This is a genomic window from Paenibacillus sp. J2L1-98 (genome assembly GCF_056269405.1).
On the sequence record NZ_JBWDNW010000009.1, the window covers coordinates 21852 to 40661 of the forward strand.

Annotated in this window: 17 protein-coding genes; 13 read left to right on the forward strand and 4 right to left on the reverse strand. The window is 50.7% G+C overall.

Annotated elements, in window-relative coordinates; all coding sequences use genetic code 11:
• Positions 1-83: 83 nt before the first annotated feature.
• From AC0YNZ_RS17360 to AC0YNZ_RS17405, 10 genes are all read left to right on the forward strand, one after another.
• Complete coding sequence (locus AC0YNZ_RS17360; protein ID WP_475827816.1) at positions 84-1097, forward strand: substrate-binding domain-containing protein; 1014 nt, start codon at positions 84-86, stop codon at positions 1095-1097.
• An 18-nt stretch (positions 1098-1115) separates the two neighbouring features.
• Positions 1116-2999 (forward strand): cache domain-containing sensor histidine kinase, encoded by a 1884-nt coding sequence (locus AC0YNZ_RS17365; protein WP_475827817.1) that lies wholly within the window; start codon positions 1116-1118, stop codon positions 2997-2999.
• 15 nt (positions 3000-3014) lie between these two features.
• Positions 3015-4235, forward strand: a complete 1221-nt coding sequence (locus AC0YNZ_RS17370) for a response regulator transcription factor (RefSeq protein WP_475827818.1) — start codon at positions 3015-3017, stop codon at positions 4233-4235.
• Between the two features lie 191 nt (positions 4236-4426).
• Positions 4427-5503: a multiple monosaccharide ABC transporter substrate-binding protein gene (gene chvE / locus AC0YNZ_RS17375; protein WP_475827819.1), complete on the forward strand. Its 1077-nt coding sequence runs from the start codon at positions 4427-4429 to the stop codon at positions 5501-5503.
• Positions 5504-5594: 91 nt separating this feature from the next.
• Entirely contained in the window at positions 5595-7127 is a 1533-nt protein-coding gene (mmsA, locus tag AC0YNZ_RS17380; RefSeq protein ID WP_475827820.1) for a multiple monosaccharide ABC transporter ATP-binding protein, read from the forward strand.
• A gap of 5 nt (positions 7128-7132) precedes the next feature.
• Complete coding sequence (gene mmsB / locus AC0YNZ_RS17385; RefSeq protein WP_475827821.1) at positions 7133-8296, forward strand: multiple monosaccharide ABC transporter permease; 1164 nt, start codon at positions 7133-7135, stop codon at positions 8294-8296.
• A gap of 118 nt (positions 8297-8414) precedes the next feature.
• The gene (locus tag AC0YNZ_RS17390) at positions 8415-8714 is read left to right on the forward strand and encodes a lipopolysaccharide assembly protein LapA domain-containing protein (protein ID WP_110772523.1); all 300 of its coding nucleotides are present in this window, start codon (positions 8415-8417) and stop codon (positions 8712-8714) included.
• A 23-nt stretch (positions 8715-8737) separates the two neighbouring features.
• Positions 8738-9658 (forward strand): TRM11 family SAM-dependent methyltransferase, encoded by a 921-nt coding sequence (locus AC0YNZ_RS17395; protein ID WP_475827822.1) that lies wholly within the window; start codon positions 8738-8740, stop codon positions 9656-9658.
• 32 nt (positions 9659-9690) lie between these two features.
• Positions 9691-9894, forward strand: coding sequence for a hypothetical protein (locus tag AC0YNZ_RS17400; protein WP_181426255.1), 204 nt, complete (start codon positions 9691-9693; stop codon positions 9892-9894).
• A 380-nt stretch (positions 9895-10274) separates the two neighbouring features.
• Positions 10275-10970, forward strand: coding sequence for a lipase family protein (locus tag AC0YNZ_RS17405; protein WP_475827823.1), 696 nt, complete (start codon positions 10275-10277; stop codon positions 10968-10970).
• A 104-nt stretch (positions 10971-11074) separates the two neighbouring features.
• Here the strand turns inward: AC0YNZ_RS17405 and AC0YNZ_RS17410 are convergent, their stop codons facing one another.
• Entirely contained in the window at positions 11075-11890 is an 816-nt protein-coding gene (locus AC0YNZ_RS17410; protein WP_475827824.1) for a lipase family protein, read from the reverse strand.
• A 151-nt stretch (positions 11891-12041) separates the two neighbouring features.
• Here AC0YNZ_RS17410 and AC0YNZ_RS17415 point away from each other — a divergent pair, with 151 nt between their 5' ends.
• Positions 12042-13010 carry a Gfo/Idh/MocA family protein gene (locus tag AC0YNZ_RS17415; protein WP_475827825.1) on the forward strand — a complete coding sequence of 323 codons (969 nt, stop codon included), beginning with the start codon at positions 12042-12044 and terminating at the stop codon, positions 13008-13010.
• 143 nt (positions 13011-13153) lie between these two features.
• On the opposite strand, the gene AC0YNZ_RS17420 is transcribed toward AC0YNZ_RS17415, so the two are convergent.
• The gene (locus tag AC0YNZ_RS17420) at positions 13154-14338 is read right to left on the reverse strand and encodes a magnesium transporter CorA family protein (protein WP_475827826.1); all 1185 of its coding nucleotides are present in this window, start codon (positions 14336-14338) and stop codon (positions 13154-13156) included.
• 200 nt (positions 14339-14538) lie between these two features.
• Here AC0YNZ_RS17420 and AC0YNZ_RS17425 point away from each other — a divergent pair, with 200 nt between their 5' ends.
• Complete coding sequence (locus tag AC0YNZ_RS17425; RefSeq protein ID WP_475827827.1) at positions 14539-15093, forward strand: hypothetical protein; 555 nt, start codon at positions 14539-14541, stop codon at positions 15091-15093.
• 85 nt (positions 15094-15178) lie between these two features.
• Here the strand turns inward: AC0YNZ_RS17425 and AC0YNZ_RS17430 are convergent, their stop codons facing one another.
• Entirely contained in the window at positions 15179-16408 is a 1230-nt protein-coding gene (locus tag AC0YNZ_RS17430; RefSeq protein WP_475827828.1) for an NAD(P)/FAD-dependent oxidoreductase, read from the reverse strand.
• 116 nt (positions 16409-16524) lie between these two features.
• Complete coding sequence (locus AC0YNZ_RS17435; RefSeq protein ID WP_475827829.1) at positions 16525-17394, reverse strand: AraC family transcriptional regulator; 870 nt, start codon at positions 17392-17394, stop codon at positions 16525-16527.
• Positions 17395-17597: 203 nt separating this feature from the next.
• Here AC0YNZ_RS17435 and AC0YNZ_RS17440 point away from each other — a divergent pair, with 203 nt between their 5' ends.
• The gene (locus tag AC0YNZ_RS17440) at positions 17598-18770 is read left to right on the forward strand and encodes a galactokinase (protein WP_475827830.1); all 1173 of its coding nucleotides are present in this window, start codon (positions 17598-17600) and stop codon (positions 18768-18770) included.
• The last annotated feature ends 40 nt before the right edge of the window (positions 18771-18810 follow it).

Below are 18810 nucleotides of genomic sequence, written 5' to 3' on the forward strand. Positions count from 1 at the left end.
TTATAGATGCTTGTATGTTAAAATAATCGCAGCTCACGAAAGCGGGGCAGCGTTTATTTTTTTATGAAAGGGGTTACACCAGCGTGAAAAAAATACTGCTCATATATGGAATTCTCATCGTAACCTTCATGCTGTTCGTCTTTTATAACCAAAAAATCGGTTACCGCAATGCGGATCCGAACCCATGGGAGCAGATGGATGAAGGGCTGCGCGGCACCATTGACGAGAAATATGTTATGGTCACCTTTCTCTCTGGTATCGAGTATTGGAAAACGGCGATTAAAGGGTTCGAGGATGGCGCACAGGCGCTAAACGTATCGGTCGAGTATCGCGGCGCGACACAGTATGATGTGAATGAGCAGGTAACCGTCCTTGAGCAGGTTATCGCCAAAAAACCGGCAGGCATCGCATTGTCGGTCATGAATGCGAACGCATTGACCGGCTCCATCAATAAAGCAGTCGAGGCTGGCATTCCTGTCGTGCTGTTCGATGCAGGTGCGGACAAGAGCAAGGCGTATTCCTTCCTCGCTACTAACAATTATGATGCAGGGGTTACGGCAGCGCATAAAATGGCCGAGCTCATTGGACATAAAGGCAAAGTTGCTATCGTAACGCAGCCCAACCAATTGAATCATCAGGAACGGACGGTCGGGTTCCAAGAGACGATTTTTAAGCAATATCCGGAAATAGAAGTGGTCGCGATTAAAGACGGCAAGGGAGATCAGCTTGTGTCGGGGCAGATGGCGGCCAAGGTGATGAAGCAGCATCCCGATGTGCAGGGCTTTTTCGTGACAGAGGCGAATGGCGGCGTCGGCGTCGGCAAGATATTCGAGCATAATAACAAAGTAAAGATCATCAGTTTCGATACGGACAAAGGTACGCTGGATATGGTGAAAGAGGGCACGATCTCTGCTACCCTCGCTCAAGGAACGTGGAATATGGGTTACTGGTCCTTGCAGTTTCTGTTCCATCTCCATCACAATATGACGGAGCAGAGCGCCACTGCCGTTATGGGCGGAGCGCCACTGCCGAAATTTGTGGATACGGGCATAACCGTCGTCACGCAGGACAATGTCGACAGCTTCTATGCGAAATAACGGATAGCGTATGTTGAAATGAGAGGATGCCATTTGAAACAGCTGAAATTTTTTCAATTAAATAACTTGCCGATTCGTTACAAGCTGATCATTATGTTTTTGCTTATTTCCATATTGCCCTCAATAGGGCTCGGTCTGCTCATCGACTATACGGTCGAGCGCATTATTGGCAGGCAGGTCAATGAAAATACGCTTCAGCTAATTGGGAAAGTGAATAAGTCGCTGGAGTTTTACGTCAGCAATATGCAAAATATGACATACCTCATTGCTTTTGACCCTGGCGTTCAGCAATTTTTGAAAGGAAATAACAGCGGAGGGTCCGAGGCGGAACAGGAGGACAGCGTCTACAGCATGCATAAATTTTTGCAAGGCTTCACCACGCTGTATTCGGAAGTTGCCGGCGTAATGGTGGTTAATAGTAAAGGCGATTATATAAGCAACGAGCTGTATGCACGCAGTCCGCAGCCTCTGACGGAGGAAAGCTGGTTCAAGGAGGCGGTTGCGGGCAAAGGGATTTATAAAATTCTCGGCAAGCCGGGTCATCGCAATATTACGAGCCATGCGAATTACAAGGAGGACGAAGTGATTTCCGTTGTCCGCGCGATTCTTAATCCGAATACGCAGCAGGTAGAGGGCGTCGTGCTCATTGATTTAAAGCTCAGAGTCATCGCAGAGGCTGTGAAGGATGTAAGACTGGGGAAAACGGGCTATTTGCTGGTCATTGATCATGACGGGGGACATATTTATTCCCCAGCTAAACCTATTATTCGCGATATACCGAAGCAATGGGTGATGGAAGGCAGTACGGGCAATTTCTCGCAAACCGTGGATGGTGAAAAATTGCAAATTATTTACCGGAAATCATCGTTCACCGATTGGACGACGGTCGGCGTGTTTTCATCCAGAGAATCGGCGCTTGAAGTGCAGGAAATCCGCTTCTATGTCATCACTTTCGTATTCTTTCTCTGCTTGCTCAACATCGCGGCTGCCATTTATTTGGCGCATTCGATGTCCAGGCCGATCAATCAGCTGATGTCGTTTATGCAAAAAGCGGAGAACGGCGATCTGACGATCCGGTACTGGGGCGAGCGAGAGGATGAAGTCGGCAAGCTTGGCCGGAGCTTTAATACGATGCTGGCCCAAATGAATAAGCTGCTCAGCTTAACCGAGCTTCAGGGACGGCATAAGCGGGAGGCTGAGCTGCGCAGTCTGCAAGCGCATATTAAGCCCCATTTTTTATACAATACGCTCGATACGATTCATTGGATGGCGCGGAAAAAAGGAGCAGAAGACGTCGCGGAGGTCGTGCAATCGCTATCCAGGCTGTTCCGGATCGGTCTCAGCAAAGGCAATGACATCATTCCGCTTACAGATGAAATCGAGCATATTCAAAGCTATCTCGTTATTCAGAAGACAAGGTACAAGGATAAGCTGAATTATACAGTGGATATCAGTCCGGATGTTGGGCAGCTGTATGTAATCAAGCTGGTGCTTCAGCCTATTGTAGAAAATGCGATTTATCACGGAATTAAGGAACGGAGAGGTCCGGGTCATATCGCGATAAAAGCATATGTGGACGAAGGCTCGCTGCAGTTGTCTGTCAGTGATGACGGCGTCGGAATACCGCCCGAGAAACTGGAGCAGCTGCGGAAGCTGCTGAAGAGCACGGTAGCTTCGCCGAAGCTTTCGGAGCATGATCTTAAGGAACTTAGAGAACGGGAACATCAAGATGTGCTCCGTTCCAAAAAGCTGCAGGAGCAGCAGGGCTACGGCGTTCTAAACGTGCAGGCCAGAATACAGCTGACGTTTGGCGAACGATACGGCATGAGCATAGAGAGCGCGGCGGGTAAAGGTACGACTGTGACGATTGCACTGCCGATTTTGCGGGATATTCATGGGTAGAGAGGCGGATTACAATTGGATGGCCTATTGAAAGTATTAATTGCTGATGATGAGCCGATTATTCGGGAGGGTGTCCGGGATTCGGTCGATTGGACTTCGCTCGGCATGCGCGTGTGCGCGGAGGCGGAGGATGGCGAGGAGGCGCTGGAGCTGGCGCTTCTGCATCAAATTCACGTTGCGCTGGTCGATTTGAACATGCCGATCATGAACGGTATTGCGCTCATGAAGGAGCTGCGGCAGAAGCTGCCGCAATGCCGCATTATTATCATTACGGGCCATGATGAATTCGCTTATGCGCAGGAGGCGATTCGGCTTAGTGTGGATGATTATATTTTGAAGCCGGCTGATGGCGATCAGCTGCGGCAAGTGCTTACCCGGATAAGGCAGGATCTGGAGACGGCTCAGAAGCAGAAGGAGCATTTGCAGCAGGCCTCTAAACAAATCGTAAAAAACTTTCCGCTTATGCGGGAAAGGTTCTGTCTCGAGTGGATTGAAGGCACGCTGACGGAGGACGAGCTGCTGGAACAGCTGCAGTTTTTGCGGCTTCCGGCGGAGTCTCCCGCCCTGCTCAGCGTAATCCGTTGGCCCGAGCTTAATGCGAGCATGCCGCTAAGAAAGGAAAACGACCGGCAGCTCTTTTTATTTGCGATTGAGAACATCGTATCAGAAATGCTTGAGAGCTATGAAAAAGTATTATTTCGCGATCATGCCGACTTAATTGTCATGATTCTGTGGGGAACGGTGCCGGAAGCGCTTATTTCAGATATGCAGCATGCGGTTCAGGCTTACTTGAAAATATTGGTACATGTGTTTACCCAATCGGTTGAGGAAGGTCTGCTGTCTGTTCCTGCCGTCTACCGGCAATGCAAGGCGGGTATTTACAAAGAGACGGTCATGTCTCCGCTCGTACGCCGGGCACAGGACTATATTCGCGAGACGTACATGGATGCGGATATGAGTCTCGAAGCATTCGCGAACCTTATGCAGGTATCGCCCGTTTATATGAGCAGGATCATTAAGCAAGAGCTGGGCACTTCATTTGTCAGCCTTGTGACTCAGCTTCGCATGAACAAAGCGATCCAACTGCTTAATGCGACCGATTTGCCGATCAATGAAATCGCCGAGAAGGTTGGGTACGATACGCAGCATTACTTCAGCACCGCTTTTAAGAAGGCGGTCGGCGTCTCGCCTAACCAATACCGCAAAGGCGCAGCCTTCCAGGAGGATGAGCGTTAAATGTAGAGATAACCCTAAATTTGTATGCCCTGTCGGTGCCTTATCGCACTGATCGGGCATTTTTTTATTTACCTCGATGCAGGTTTAATTTTTATAAAAAAGGTAGCTTTATTGCAAAGACGATAGCCGCCCCCGAATGTATATTAATTAAGCAGAAACAAACTTGTTAGAGACGAAAGGGGACGGCACACATGAAAAAAGGGCTGGCTTTACTTGTTGTAACGGCACTTGTATTCGTACTTTCAGCATGCGGAGCATCAAATAACGGAGGCAGCGGCGACAGCGGCTACGTAGGCATCTCGATGCCAACGAAATCATCCGAGCGCTGGGTAGGCGACGGAGCGAACATGGTGAAGGAGTTCGAAGGGCTCGGCTACAAGACAGACCTTCAGTACGCGGAGGACGTTATTGAAAACCAAGTATCCCAAATTGAAAATATGATTACGAAAGGCGTCGATATTCTCGTTATTGCGCCGATCGACGGCGAGTCGCTGAGTGACGTGCTTGGCAAAGCGAACAAAGAAGGCATTGAGGTTATCGCTTATGACCGTTTGATCAAAAAAACGGAGAATGTCAGCTACTATGCGACGTTCGACAACTTTAAAGTAGGCGTGCAGCAGGCTTCTTATATTGAAGAAAAGCTTGGCCTTAAGGACGGCAAGGGCCCGTTCAACATCGAGCTGTTCGCAGGCTCTCCTGACGACAACAATGCTTACTTCTTCTTCGACGGTGCGATGTCCATTCTTAAGCCTTACATCGATAGCGGCAAGCTGGTCGTCCGGAGTAACCAGACGACGATGGATCAAGTCGCAACGCTCAGATGGGACGGCGCGCTTGCTCAATCCCGTATGGATAACCTGCTGAGCGCAAACTACGCAACGGAGAAGGTACACGCGGTATTGTCGCCATATGACGGCATCAGCATCGGTATTTTGTCCTCCTTGAAAGGGGTTGGCTACGGCTCGGGCAGCAATCCGCTTCCAGTAGTAACCGGTCAAGACGCGGAGCTTGCTTCCGTGAAATCGATCATATCTGACGAGCAGACGCAAACGGTATTTAAAGATACACGTGAGCTTGCGAAGAAAGCGGTAGCGATGGCGGACAGCATTTTGAAAGGCACCGAAGTGGAAGTGAATGACACCAAAACGTACGATAACGGCGTGAAGGTTGTTCCTTCGTTCCTGCTTGAGCCTGTTTCGGTCGACAAAGCGAATTACAAGACAGCACTCGTTGACACGGGTTATTACACCGAAGACCAACTTAAATAATTCGTATTTCAAAGGTGCTCCTGCGATTTAGTGATGGTTGCCCAGACTGTCACTAAGGCGTTTTTATTAACACTAAGGGCGTGATCATGACATGACGACAGGCATCATCCTCGAAATGAAAAATATAACGAAGACGTTTCCGGGCGTCAAAGCGCTGGAAAATGTGAACTTGCAAGTAAAAGAAGGTGAAATTCACGCGCTCATGGGAGAGAACGGCGCAGGCAAGTCAACGCTCATGAAGGTGCTCAGCGGTGTGTATCCGCATGGCTCGTATACGGGCGATATTTTGTACAAAGGACAAGTATGCGAGTTTAAAGATATTTCGCAGAGCGAGCAGCTCGGCATCGTTATCATTCATCAGGAATTGGCGCTGATCCCTCAGCTTTCGATATCGGAAAATATATTTTTGGGCAACGAGCAGTCGAGAAGAGGCATTATCAATTGGAACGACACGGTCATGAAGACGAAGGAATTGCTGCAAACGGTCGGTTTAAATGAATCGCCGGACACGCTCATCTCTTCGATCGGCGTCGGCAAGCAGCAGCTCGTCGAAATTGCGAAGGCGCTTTCGAAGAAAGTGAAGCTGCTGATTCTCGATGAGCCGACAGCCGCGCTGAATGAAGAAGACAGCGAAAATTTGTTGAACCTGCTGCTTGCCTTTAAGAAGCAGGGCATCTCATCCATCATGATTTCGCATAAGCTGAATGAAATTACGAAGGTTGCCGATTCCATTACCATTCTGCGCGACGGTCAAACGATTGAAACACTCGATATGGTGAAGGACCGTATCACGGAGGATCGGATTATTAAAGGGATGGTCGGCCGCGATTTGACGCAGCGCTATCCGGTGCGCGAGCCGAATATTGGAGATACGATTTTTGAAGTGAAAGCGTGGAACGTTTACCATCCAACGCAGCAGGACCGCAAGGTGATCGAGGATGTAAATATGCACATCCGCAAGGGTGAAATCGTTGGAATCGCCGGACTTATGGGCGCCGGACGGACGGAGCTGGCGATGAGCATATTCGGTAAATCCTACGGCAAACGAATAAGCGGAGACGCCCTTTTGAAGGGCAAGAAAGTGCAGCTAAATTCGATCAATCAAGCGATTGACCACGGCATTGCTTATGTGACAGAGGACCGCAAGCATTATGGGCTCATTCTTATCGATGACATTAAACGGAACATTACGTTGACCAGTCTGCACAAAATATCGCGGAATACGGTCGTGAATGCGAACCAGGAAATCGTCGAAGCGGAAAGATTCCGCTCGAAGCTTAATATAAAGACGCCAAGCATTTTGCAGAAGACAGGCAATCTAAGCGGCGGCAATCAGCAAAAGGTCGTGCTCAGTAAGTGGATCTTCTCGGAGCCTGAGGTGCTCATGCTGGATGAACCGACACGGGGCATTGATGTCGGCGCCAAATATGAAATTTATACGATCATTAATCAGCTTGCGTCGGAAGGCAAAGGCGTGCTGATCATTTCATCGGAGCTTCCGGAGCTGCTTGGCATGTGCGATCGCATTTATGTGATGAGCGAGGGCAGGCTGACCGGCGAGGTAACCAGGCAGGAAGCCACGCAGGAGCATCTGATGAAATTAATGACGAAGAGCAGGAGGTAAGGCAGATGGAAGCAATCAGCAAATTGTTCAAAAGCAATATCCGCCAATACGGCATGATTATCGCACTCGTATTAATAATGGTGCTGTTCCAGATTTTAACCGACGGCATTCTGCTGAAGCCGCTCAACATAACGAATCTCATTTTGCAAAACAGTTATATTCTCGTACTCGCAATCGGCATGCTTCTCGTCATCATTACGGGGCATATCGATTTGTCGGTAGGCTCGGTTGCCGCGTTCGTCGGCGCGATCTCAGCGATACTAGTCGTCAATATGCACATTCCTTATCCCATTGCGATCGTCTTATCACTTGTATTCGGTGGTCTGGTGGGCGCTTGGCAAGGCTTCTGGGTCGCTTATATACGAATTCCGTCGTTTATCGTTACGTTAGCGGGAATGCTGTTATTCCGCGGCCTGACGATGGTCGTCTTGAACGGTCAGTCGATATCGCCCTTTCCGGAAGGGTTTCAACGAATCAGCTCCGGCTTCATTCCGGATTGGTTCGGCGGCGGCGACATTCATGTGCTTACGATAATCATAGGGATTATCTTATCGCTCGTGCTTGTATTTACGGAGTGGCGCAACCGGTTAACGCAGCAGCGTTATCAATTCAGTGTAGCGCCGGCGCCGCTGTTCGCGCTGAAGCTGGTCGGAATCGTGGCGATTATCAACTTGTTCACTTATGTACTGGCAGCCTATGAAGGCATTCCGAATATTCTCATCGTCTTATTTGTACTCGTTGTTGTGTATACCTTTGTTATGAATAAGACAGTCATGGGACGTCATATTTATGCGCTTGGCGGCAATGAGAAAGCTGCTAAATTGTCCGGTGTCAAAACGAAGCGGATGACCTTCTGGGTGTTCGTCAATATGGGCGTGCTCGCTGCGCTGTCGGGATTATTGTTCGCGGCAAGGTTGAATGCGGCAACGCCGAAGGCCGGCGTTAACTTTGAGCTGGATGCGATCGCGGCTGTCTTTATCGGAGGCGCTTCGGCAACCGGCGGGATCGGTACGGTTATCGGCGCCATTATCGGCGGACTCGTCATGGGCGTTATGAATAACGGGATGTCGCTTGTCGGCCTCGGCATCGATTGGCAGCAGGGAATTAAAGGCTTGGTGCTGCTGCTCGCGGTAGCGTTCGACATTTATAACAAAAATAAAGCGGCATAATAGAGGACGGGCGTCCGGTTACACGGGCCCCGTCTTTTTTAATTTTATAAAGGATGGCGGGAAGATAGGCGAACCGATGAGGTTTATGGTATGATTTTTGGAAAAGGGAGGGATCGGCGTGAAGGGACAAGGTGTGCTAATATCCGCGTTAGTGTTCGCGCTTCTCATCGCGATTTTTGCCGTTATTAATGTTGAATCGGTGCAGGTAAACTTCTTATTTACGAAGGCGACGCTTCCGCTTATTCTCGTAATTTTGGCATCGACGCTGCTCGGAGGCTTGACGGTAGGCCTGCTTGGTCTGATTCGTCAAATCCGCTTGCAGCGGACGGTCAAGTCGCTTGAGAAGCAGGTGTCCGAGCTGACGGCTGAGGCTGAGCTGCTCGGCATATCGAAGGGAGCAATCCCGCAAGCTGAATAACCCACCCTGAGATAGCGAGGCCAATGATGTTTATTTATACGTATGCAAGCCATGAGGATGAGGCCGCTTTGTGCGGGCTTGAGCTGCAAACGCTGTTTGGGCAAAGGGCCTTTGGCGGCGTCATCAAAAGCTCACATGGGCTTTCGGTTGACCGCAGCCCGTTCGTGAAACGGCGTATCTCGGTCAAGGTGGAGGGAAACAGCCTAGAGGAGCTGGTTTTACAGCTTCCGTCGATCGAGTTGGGCGGCCAAACGTTTAAGGTGTTGTTTACTCCCGGCGACGAGGCGTTCACTTACGAGGAGCAGCGGCAGCTTGAGCGGGCGGCCGGCTCGGCCATTCGCGGCAAGGCGGACATGCGCAGGGCTGAGCGGCTGTTTGGCCTGACAAAGCTGAATGGGCGCTGGTACTTCGGGCCTTGCGAGGAGAACGGCGCCATATGGTTAAAGCATCAGAATAAGCCGCAAAATTATTCGACGGCGCTCCCGACAAGAGCGGCCCGGGCGATCGTTAATGTTGCGGCGGGGCAAGCCCTAGAGCAGCTGCGGCTAATCGATCCGTGCTGCGGAATGGGAACCGTCCTTATTGAAGCGATGTCGATGGGCATCGACATCGAAGGCGTTGATCTTAATCCGCTGGCAGTGAGAGGGGCGCGCGTAAATCTTGCTCATTTTGGCTATCCTGACCGGGTACGGCTTGGGGATATGCGGCTTATTGAAGGGCATTACGAGGCGGCGATCGTCGATATGCCCTACAATTTATGCTCTGTGCTGCCGGATGACGAGCAGCTTGTCATGCTGAAGAGCGTAAGGAAATTGGCGAAGCGGGCGGTTATCGTAACGACAGTACCGCTCATGCGGCAGCTGGGGCTGGCAGACTGGCGGATCACCCACAGTACAACACTGAGTAAAGCCTCTTTTACCAGATATATAAGTGTAGTAGAATAAGAACTATGTAGTGCATGAAACGAGGTGAACCTATGTCTACAATTGATCAAAACGAATCTGCGGAGCAGCCGAAACAGCTGACTCAAGCGGAGAAAGCGAAGCAGCTGCTCGCTCAGAAGAAGCAAGCGAAAGCAGGCGGAGCGCCTGGCCAAACGCACCTATCCACAGGGACGCAGGCACTAAAGAGCCAGAACACGAAGAAAGTAAACAATCAACGTAAAAAAATGGGTGTATAGCTGCAGGAGTCGATTTTTGCATGCAGCATTAGCAATGAGGAAGAGCGCCGGCTGGCAACAGCTGGGCGCTCTTTTGCGTTGGCACATGTAAAGGCCATTCAACGTAAAATAAAAGATGGACGGGGATCATAAAGAGAGAACTTACTTAATGTAACGGAAATTGCGCGCATGTTTGGGATACAAGGTAAATTTACACGGTAATAACAATTATATTTACGAATGAATCCAGCGTCTAACCCACATAATGAATATACGTCGAAATTAGCAAATGTAAGGGCCTAAAAGGCTCGAATGATGTCACACATGAAGTTTTTTACGAAACGGGCTGTGCTTCCAGAGGAAAGCGACTAACGTTTACGTTTATTACGGAGGGATTCGTTATGACGGCGACCAAACCATCACGAATGAGCATCTATTTGCTTGCCGGTGTGGCAACATCCAACAGTATTTTTACCGAATGCAAAGCGAAGCTCGAAAAGTTGTTTCAATTAGACGGCATCGAACCAGTCATCCATGTCATATTTCCTTATGGCGATGCCAGCCGCAGCTTGGTCAGGCAGGTGCTTGAAGTAAAGAGCGATTTGTCTAACCGCTTAAAAGCAGGACGTATCGGCGGGCAGCATGCGCTGGGCAAAATCAAACAGACGCTTACGAATGACCGCATACTGATGATCGGCCATAGCGGAGGCGGAGCGGCAGCATACCAAGCGGCGAAAATGTTGTATGAACAAGACAAAGTTGAAGATTTCCGCATCGTGCAGGTCGGATCGCCGCGAACGCCGATTGATCCTAAGCTGCAGGATCGCGTTAGTTATTTTCATTCTATCGATAGATCAGGCAGGCCCAATGATCCGATTAGCCGAATCGGCACTTGGGGAGGTTGGAGTAAAAACGGATATTCGGTGCCGAGATGGAACCGTATGAAATATGCTCCCGGCTATGTCGAAGGCATACCTACGATCGGCGGGCATGCTGATTATTTTCGCCATACGGAGGACTATGCCGATCAAGAGGCCGTCTGCAACTTGGATAAAACGGTTGACCGCGTGCGCGGCTGGTTAAAAGGTTGGGTATGACTGAAGGTGACTCCAATTAAAAATAGTGAGGATAATCTTGCGCGCCATGAACCAGCTTCATGGAGAATAGGATTTTCCTCACTATTTTTTTGTAATATATGCTGCTAAAGCTCAATCGCCGGACACCAGCCGGGCGGCTCGGAACAGACGGACAAGGCAAAAGCGGGGTCCTCGTTTGCAAGATTAGCGAAATAGCTCGGTAAAATATGGTTGCCGGCAACGGAGCCCATTCGGAACGAACGCTTAACCTCGCCCTTTACGTGCATATAGTAGTAGGTTTGTTTCGTATTTGGCGATTGGTAAACGAGTGTGGGCAGATGAGGGACGATATCAAATTCGTTCTGAAACCGCCAGTGTGTGGCGACCGTTGAATTATAGCTGCTGGCAAATTTGGGATCGCCGACTCGCGGAGCGCCAAATGTATACACGATGGGAGCCGTAAATGCGGAGTTGTTCGCCAGATCGATCGCTGCCAGCGTAGCGAGAGCGCCGCCCAGGCTATGCCCGGTAATGAACAACGGTTTTTCGGGCGGCAGCTGCTTCAATATGTCAAGAATTTGCATGCGCATGGACATGTAAATGTCGGTAAAGCCCTTATGGGTGAGACCGGTATTTTTGACGGGACGGTATGTCGTCTGCTGGGCAATGAAATCGGATACCCAATCAACGGCGGAGCCGCTGCCGCGGAAAGCAAGTACGGAAGCGAGTTCCGAAGTCAGCACAAAGCCGAATCTCTCCATGCTGTTATCGTATGCCTTTGCCTTAAATTCGCTCACTAAGCTGTATCCTCTAGGCACAAGAAACAGTCCGTCCTTGTTATTGTATTGCATATACGTTTGTCCGCAAACCGCAGCTAAAAACAGAGCAGTTCGAAGATCGAGCTCCTGCGCCGCTTGCGTGTTTCTCGTTTTTGCTCCCATATCATCCCTCCGCTCATACGATCCCGGCCATACCGATGTTGTATTGTATGACGGAATGGGCGGATGGGTACCAGCTGATAAAATATGGACTTCACGCTATGACTGCAAGTATAATCGTGAATGTAAGCCCATTCTGAAAGGGGATTCATTCATGTCACTTCAAATAGGTATTGTAGGTACAGGCTGGTTTGGCATGATGCACGCGGAGAAGCTGGCTAAGCGGGATGACGCCCGGGTGGCAGCCTTCGCAGCTACGAGCCGGCAAAAAGCGGATTTGGCAGCACAGCGGTTCGAGGGTGCCCGCGGGTATGATTCGATTCACACGATGCTGGACGACCGCAAGCTTGACGCAGTTTACGTATGCGTACCGCCGTTCGCGCATGGCGAGATTGAGACGGCGCTGCTTGACCGCAGCATTCCTTTTCTGGTGGAAAAGCCGATCGGATTAGACGCACAGCTGCCGTCCGCAGTTTTGAAACGAATTGAAGAGAAGAAGCTGATTACGTCGGTCGGCTATCACTTCCGCTATATGGACGGGACGGATCGCGCAAGGGAGCTGCTGCGCGAGCGCACAGCTTTGATGGCGCTTGGCTACTGGATGGGATCGATGCCGGGCGTTAGCTGGTGGCGCAAAATGGAAGGCTCAGGCGGACAATTCGTCGAGCAGACGACGCACATCGTAGATTTGCTCCGTTATACGGTTGGCGAAGTGAGTGAAGTGTATGCGGCCTACGGCGATCGTTACATGAGCAGTGCGGAGGAAGGCGTATCCGTTCCGGATGTAGGTACGGTTACCTTGAAGCTGGCGGGCGGCGCTGTGGCTACGATTAGCAATACATGCGCAATTCCTGCAGGTGACCGTGCTGGACTACATATTTATACGAATAAAGGCGTGCTTGAGCTGGGCCACAGCGGACTGATCGACGTGGAAGCGGGACGCAAGACGGAATATGCGAATCGAAACGATCCTTACGAGCTGGAGAACGATGCTTTTCTTCATGCGGTCAAGACCGGAGATACATCGCGAATCCGTTCAACCTATGCGGATGCAGTGCTTACGCATCAAGTGACCATCGCGGCGAATGAATCGGCGCGTACAGGGCTGCCTGTAAAACTGTAAGCAGCTGTCATTCCATTATGCATTACTTAAAAAACCGTCCTTCAAGGCTGCTGACCTTGAGGGACGGTTTTTTTGAAATAGAAGAAAGTATTTGCGGGCAATATCCGGGTTATCCGGGTGCTGTATACACTTGCTTCCACTCGTTATTTGCGTTTTCTTTTGGAACGCGTCTGCTCTTGAGGCTGCTCAGCAGAGGGAGGAACTTTGCTTTCCGACAAACTAGCCTTAGTGCGGCGGGATCTGTTCGATCTGGAAAGAGTGTTTCCCGCAACGATCTCTTTCGGGTTGCGTCCATGCAGCAAATCGCCGGTCCAGCCTTTCTTCCATAGCCATATATACAGGAAGATCGTAATGATGGCAATGGCTGTTACCATCGCCGTAAAGCTCCATTTGTATGTTCTGAACGGAAGGCTTTCGAAGTTGACACCCCATATGCCCCCTATGATCGTAGCAGGAAGGAACAACACCGTGAATATCGTGAGCGTCTTCATAATGTCGTTGCCGCGGAAGTTAGAGATGGCGTCATCCATTGAGATAAGGGTATCGATCTCCAGCGCGTAATGCTTGAGCAGCGCATCGATCCTCTCCAGTTTATGCGTAATCCGTTTGAAGCTGTCGGTATCGGTGAGCTGGTTCATGAACGCTTCCTTGGCGGCGCTGTGCAGCTCTCTGACCGGGATGAAGAGATGGCTCCAGTGGAGCAGCTCGTAGCGTCTTTCGAAAATGATGTCGATAAGACCGGTGTTGTTCTTCTTGCGCATCGTCGACTCTAGCTCGCCGAGCCGGTTTTCGAAGCCGTCGAGCCCGGCATGGAAGGTTTCCAGCATAATGCTGAGCATAATAAATAAACCTTCTGGAGCGGTTTCGCAGCTATCGAGCTTTGGAGTATGTTCTATGGATTGAAGCCTTAATGGAAGACGCATATCGTCATGCATCGTAAGGAGCTGCTGATCCGTCAGCCAGAAGTGAAATGGCTGAACGTCCGATTGGTCTTCCGTAACTTGGAGCATGAGCGTTCCGTAGAGACGCTTCTCCGAATGAGCTGTTACTCCAACCGATATGCTGTTTGTCCTTCTGCCCGTGCATTCGTCGACCCAGAAAGCGCATTCCGGAAAAAGCTGCTTCAGCTCATCCGTATGCTGCTCTAGAGCATCCTGTTCGATTTTCGCTATAGCTTTAGTGGCTCTTTGCTCCTCGCGTGATGCAGTTGCTTGTCTTTGCGCATCTTTCCTGCTTGGCAAGGGTTCTTTCCTTAAAGTCTGCCCCTTCAATTGCTGCAGAACATGCCATTCCCATCCTGCGGGATAGCGAAGCATCCGATGAATCATCGCTTTGCCTCCTGCTTGTCCGAATTTCCAATATCTATTTGTCCATCATACCGCGAACTGCAATGTTGCACAACCTGATCGTCGGATTAGATAAATCCGTAGAGGTTTCGTATCTTCAAACCTGCAAAGTTCGACTTATTCCGTCAAAAATAGGGCATACCAAGATTAGCTTGTAACATGAGGCGCAGGAGGGAAATAAGATGGCAAGAAAGATTGGCATATTCGATACTGAACAGCAGGCAATTACGGCTATTGAGCAGCTTGAGCAAGCGGGATTCGTGCAAGGCGAGCTTCAGGTGCTGGCGAAGGATACCGAACATTCAAGGCGCATAGAGGCAGAGAGCGACGTACATGTGGACGAGCTCAGACAGCTTGAAGATACGCCGGACCGGCATGGGGTGGGAAGTCTTGGCATGGCAGTGGCAGCCGGTTTTGCCGGTGCCGGCTTAAATGCCGCATATGGAGTGGCAGGCTATGGAGCAGCGCCCTATGCTGCGGCAGGTTTTCCTTTTGCAGCGGCTGTGCTGCTGAATGAGGATGAGCATAGCAATACGCTGCAAGCGCTGGGGCTTGATGATGATGAAGCGCAGCTGTGCAGTCAGGCGCTGCGCAGCGGATCACTAATTGTTATTGTAGAAACCGATGAAAGCAAATCACTGCTCGATAAGGATGGCGGCCCGGATTTGTCGAGGCTTGGTACGGCTGAGGCCGTCTTTCGTTCGTGTAACGCCTCAGCAATAGCGGACGGAGCCTAGCCGAAGGGCTTAACGGATAGAAATGGAAGAAGCCTCATATATGACGCAGGAGGAGTCCCTGCGGCTTGATGAGGCTTCTTATTTTTTACACATTGGCCAACGATTTGCGGTCAAGCTTTACGATGTAGGTTAACGGATGTTCATCGCCGCGGATGAGATCACGCAGCAGATGGGCTGCGATCATGCTGTACACCGAGCCGTTTCCTCCGTAGCCTAAGCAGTAATAGACGTTTTTCCAAGCGGGATCGGCGCCGATAAAGGGCAAACCGTCCCTCGATTCGCCAAAGGTAGCGCTCCACTCGAATTCAATAGGAGCTTGCAGCTCGGGAAATAACGCTTTGAACTGATTATACAGATTTTCGCTTCGCTTATGCCGCTCTTGCCCGCTGTGCAGAGGCTGCTCGATTTTCTCATCCAGGCCGCCGACGACGATGCGTCCGTCAACCGTCGTGCGCATGTATAAATAGGGACGCGCCGTTTCCCATATCAGAAACCGCTCATGCCAGCTTTGAAGATTTTGCAAAGCGCCGGTGACAAGTGCGAAGGATCGGTTCAATTCCGCTTTGATCAGCTTGCCGCGAAGCTCCTCGGGCTCATAGCCGACGGCATAAACGACATGCTCGGCCTCAATCTCATAGCCATCCGCGGTACGCAGACGATGAAGGCCGCCCGGCAGCGTATCATGCGCCACGATATCGGTTTGCTCATGAATTTCGAGTCCGGCATCGGCAGCGGCGTTTGCTAATCCGTTAACGAATTGATAAGGATTCACCTCGGCATCGCCGTGCGTGACGATAGCGCCCGGTTTCCGGAACGGAAAATGTTTTGCAATATCGTCCGCCGACCAAAATTCAACATCGAGCCCGCAAGCTTTTAACGTCTCGTATTCTTTTTTGAGTTTCGGCAGATCCTGCTCGGAAGATGCATAATAGAGGCTGTTTCTTCTTCTGAAGCCAACATCTGCGGAGAGGGAGTCTGCTGTCATCGCAATCATATTGACGGCATCCTTACATGCCCTGTAGAAGGCTTGCGCATCCCGCTCCCCGATTTGCCTGATTAAATCGCAAAGCATGATGTCGTTTGAAAACTGCAGCAGCCCGGTATTTGCTGACGTGCTGCCGCCTGCTACCTTTCCGCGTTCCAGCACGATGGTCGATAAGCCGCTGCGATTGAAGACGTAGCTGCAAATCGTCCCGGACATGCCTCCTCCTACGATGGCGACCTGCGTTTTTTTGTTTTGCCGCACGGGCGCAAACTCCCGGGTGCTGCCTAGTGTGACCGGCCAATATAGATTGCCGGTATGTAGCTCCTTCATTGGTCATCACTCCCTAGGATAGTATTACCCGAAATTACGAATATGAAGCTGAGGGCAACGGATACTAACGACAGGAATGATTGACTTTATGATGACAACATGGAATTTACAGCTCCCTATTCCCCCAAGCTCCTCATCGCGTCGCGATAAGCTGTAGGGGACTGGCCGTGAAGACGGCGGAATTGCTTGGAGAAGTACAGGGCGTCCTGCAGTCCGACGGAAGCGGCAATTTGTTCGACGGTTAGCTCAGGCCGCTCGCGCAGCATTCGGCGAGCTTTGTCGATACGCAGCTTGAGCAGGAACGTAACGGGCGATACGCCGGTTCTCTGCTTGAACAAGCGAGACAAATACGCTCTGTTGTAGCCGAGCGACTCTGCCATTTGCTCAATGGAGACGGGATGCGCGTACTGCGTCGATAAGTAATGGACGACCTTCTGGAGCAGGCGGTCTCCCTCTGCTTGCGCGGTGCGCAGCGTGCTGCCGCTTAGGGCATGCAGCACGCTTTTGTATTCGGCTAGCAGCAAGTGCAAATAGCCTGCAGCCTTCATATCCGCCGCCGCGCCGCCGCGCCGGAAAGTCTCGTGAATTTGGCGGAACAAGGCGCCCGCCCGCCGTTTATCCTCCGTGAACACGACCTGCTGCGCGGTCTTAAAGCCGGTTTCGGTGACGAGCTCCGCCGCATGCGTGCCATTAAAGGCTACCCAGCGATACCGCCACGGCTCGTCGCTGTCGGATTCATAGCTGATCAGCTGCTCCGGCTCGATCAGAAAGGTGTGGCCGGCGCGCAGCTCATGTCTAGCGCCATCGCAAATAAAAAGGCCTTTGCCCTCCAGCACGATGTGCATCAAATAGAAATCGTAAACCTTCGGCCCAAGCCGGTGAAGCGGCTTCGTCTGGCTCTCGCCGGCAAACAATACGTTAAGAGACGCATTCTCCCCGCCCACGATAACCGGGTTTGAGGCAACCGTATACATATCCTGCGGCATTTTACTTTACACCTGCTTTATATTCGAATGGAAAGATGAGAAATTGTAGGGTTTGCCATATCATAGCATGTCCTGCGAGACTTAGAGAAGTCACATTAGTCCATATAAAAAGCACTTACCGCCATTTTGTTTTAAAACCGGTTACTTTATACTGAAGTTGACAATAAACGATACCAATTTGATAAAAAGGAACGTGATAGCAAATGGCAAACATTGACGCGCTAACACAGCAATTTATACAACAATACGGCGGAGAAGCTGGCGATATCGCTGTATTCCATGCTCCGGGCCGTGTAAACCTGATCGGCGAGCATACGGACTATAATGGCGGTTATGTATTTCCGGCCGCATTAACATTCGGTACGACCTTGCTTATCCGCAAGCGTTCTGATAAACAGCTAGGCCTGGCAACAACAAACTTCCCTTCCTCAAAGCAATTCTCCATCGATGCAATCGTATATGATGAGGCTGACGACTGGATGAACTATCCAAAGGGAATCGTATATGAGCTTCAGCAAAGCGGCATCCAATTCTCGAGCGGCTACGACTTGTTGTACCATGGTGAAATTCCAAACGGCGCGGGCTTATCCTCTTCTGCATCCATTGAGGTCGTAACGGCTTACGCGCTTCAATCGCTTGAAGGTCTCCCGACAGACACGGTGAAAATCGCTTTGCTTTCGCAAAAATCAGAAAATGAGTTTAACGGCGTGCAATGCGGCATCATGGACCAATTTGCTGTGGCGAACGGCAAGAAGGATCATGCGATCCTGCTGATGTGCGATACGCTTGAGTATGAGCTCGTTCCTTTCGAATCAGGCAGCTACAAGCTAGTTATTGGCAATACAAACAAGCGCCGCGGCCTTGTCGACTCTGCTTATAACGAGCGTCGCTCCCAGTGCGAGCAAGCGGTCCAAGATCTACAAGCGGCATTCCCGGAGCTCACGCTGCTTGGACAAATCAACCTGGAGCAATTCAATTCGGCCAAACATTTAATTAAGGACGAAACGGTTCAAAAGCGTGCGCAGCATGTAGTAGAAGAAATCGACCGCGTTCTGCAATCGATTAAGGCGCTGAAGGAAAACGACCTCGTACAATTCGGTCAGTTGATGAACGGATCGCATGATTCGCTGCGCGATCTTTACGAAGTAACGGGTGCAGAGCTTGATGCGATGGTTGAGGCTGCCCGCCAAGTGCCGGGCGTGCTTGGTTCCCGTATGACGGGCGCTGGCTTCGGCGGCTGTACGGTTTCTCTTGTGCACGAGGATAGCGTTGAAACATTTAAGGATGAGGTAGGCCGCAAATATAACGAAGCGACCGGTTTGACGGCTGACTTCTATGTATGCACCATCGGAAACGGCGTAGAACGTCTCGTATAAACAGCATCCGTAAAGCGGTGCCCAAATGGAGAGGGGAAAT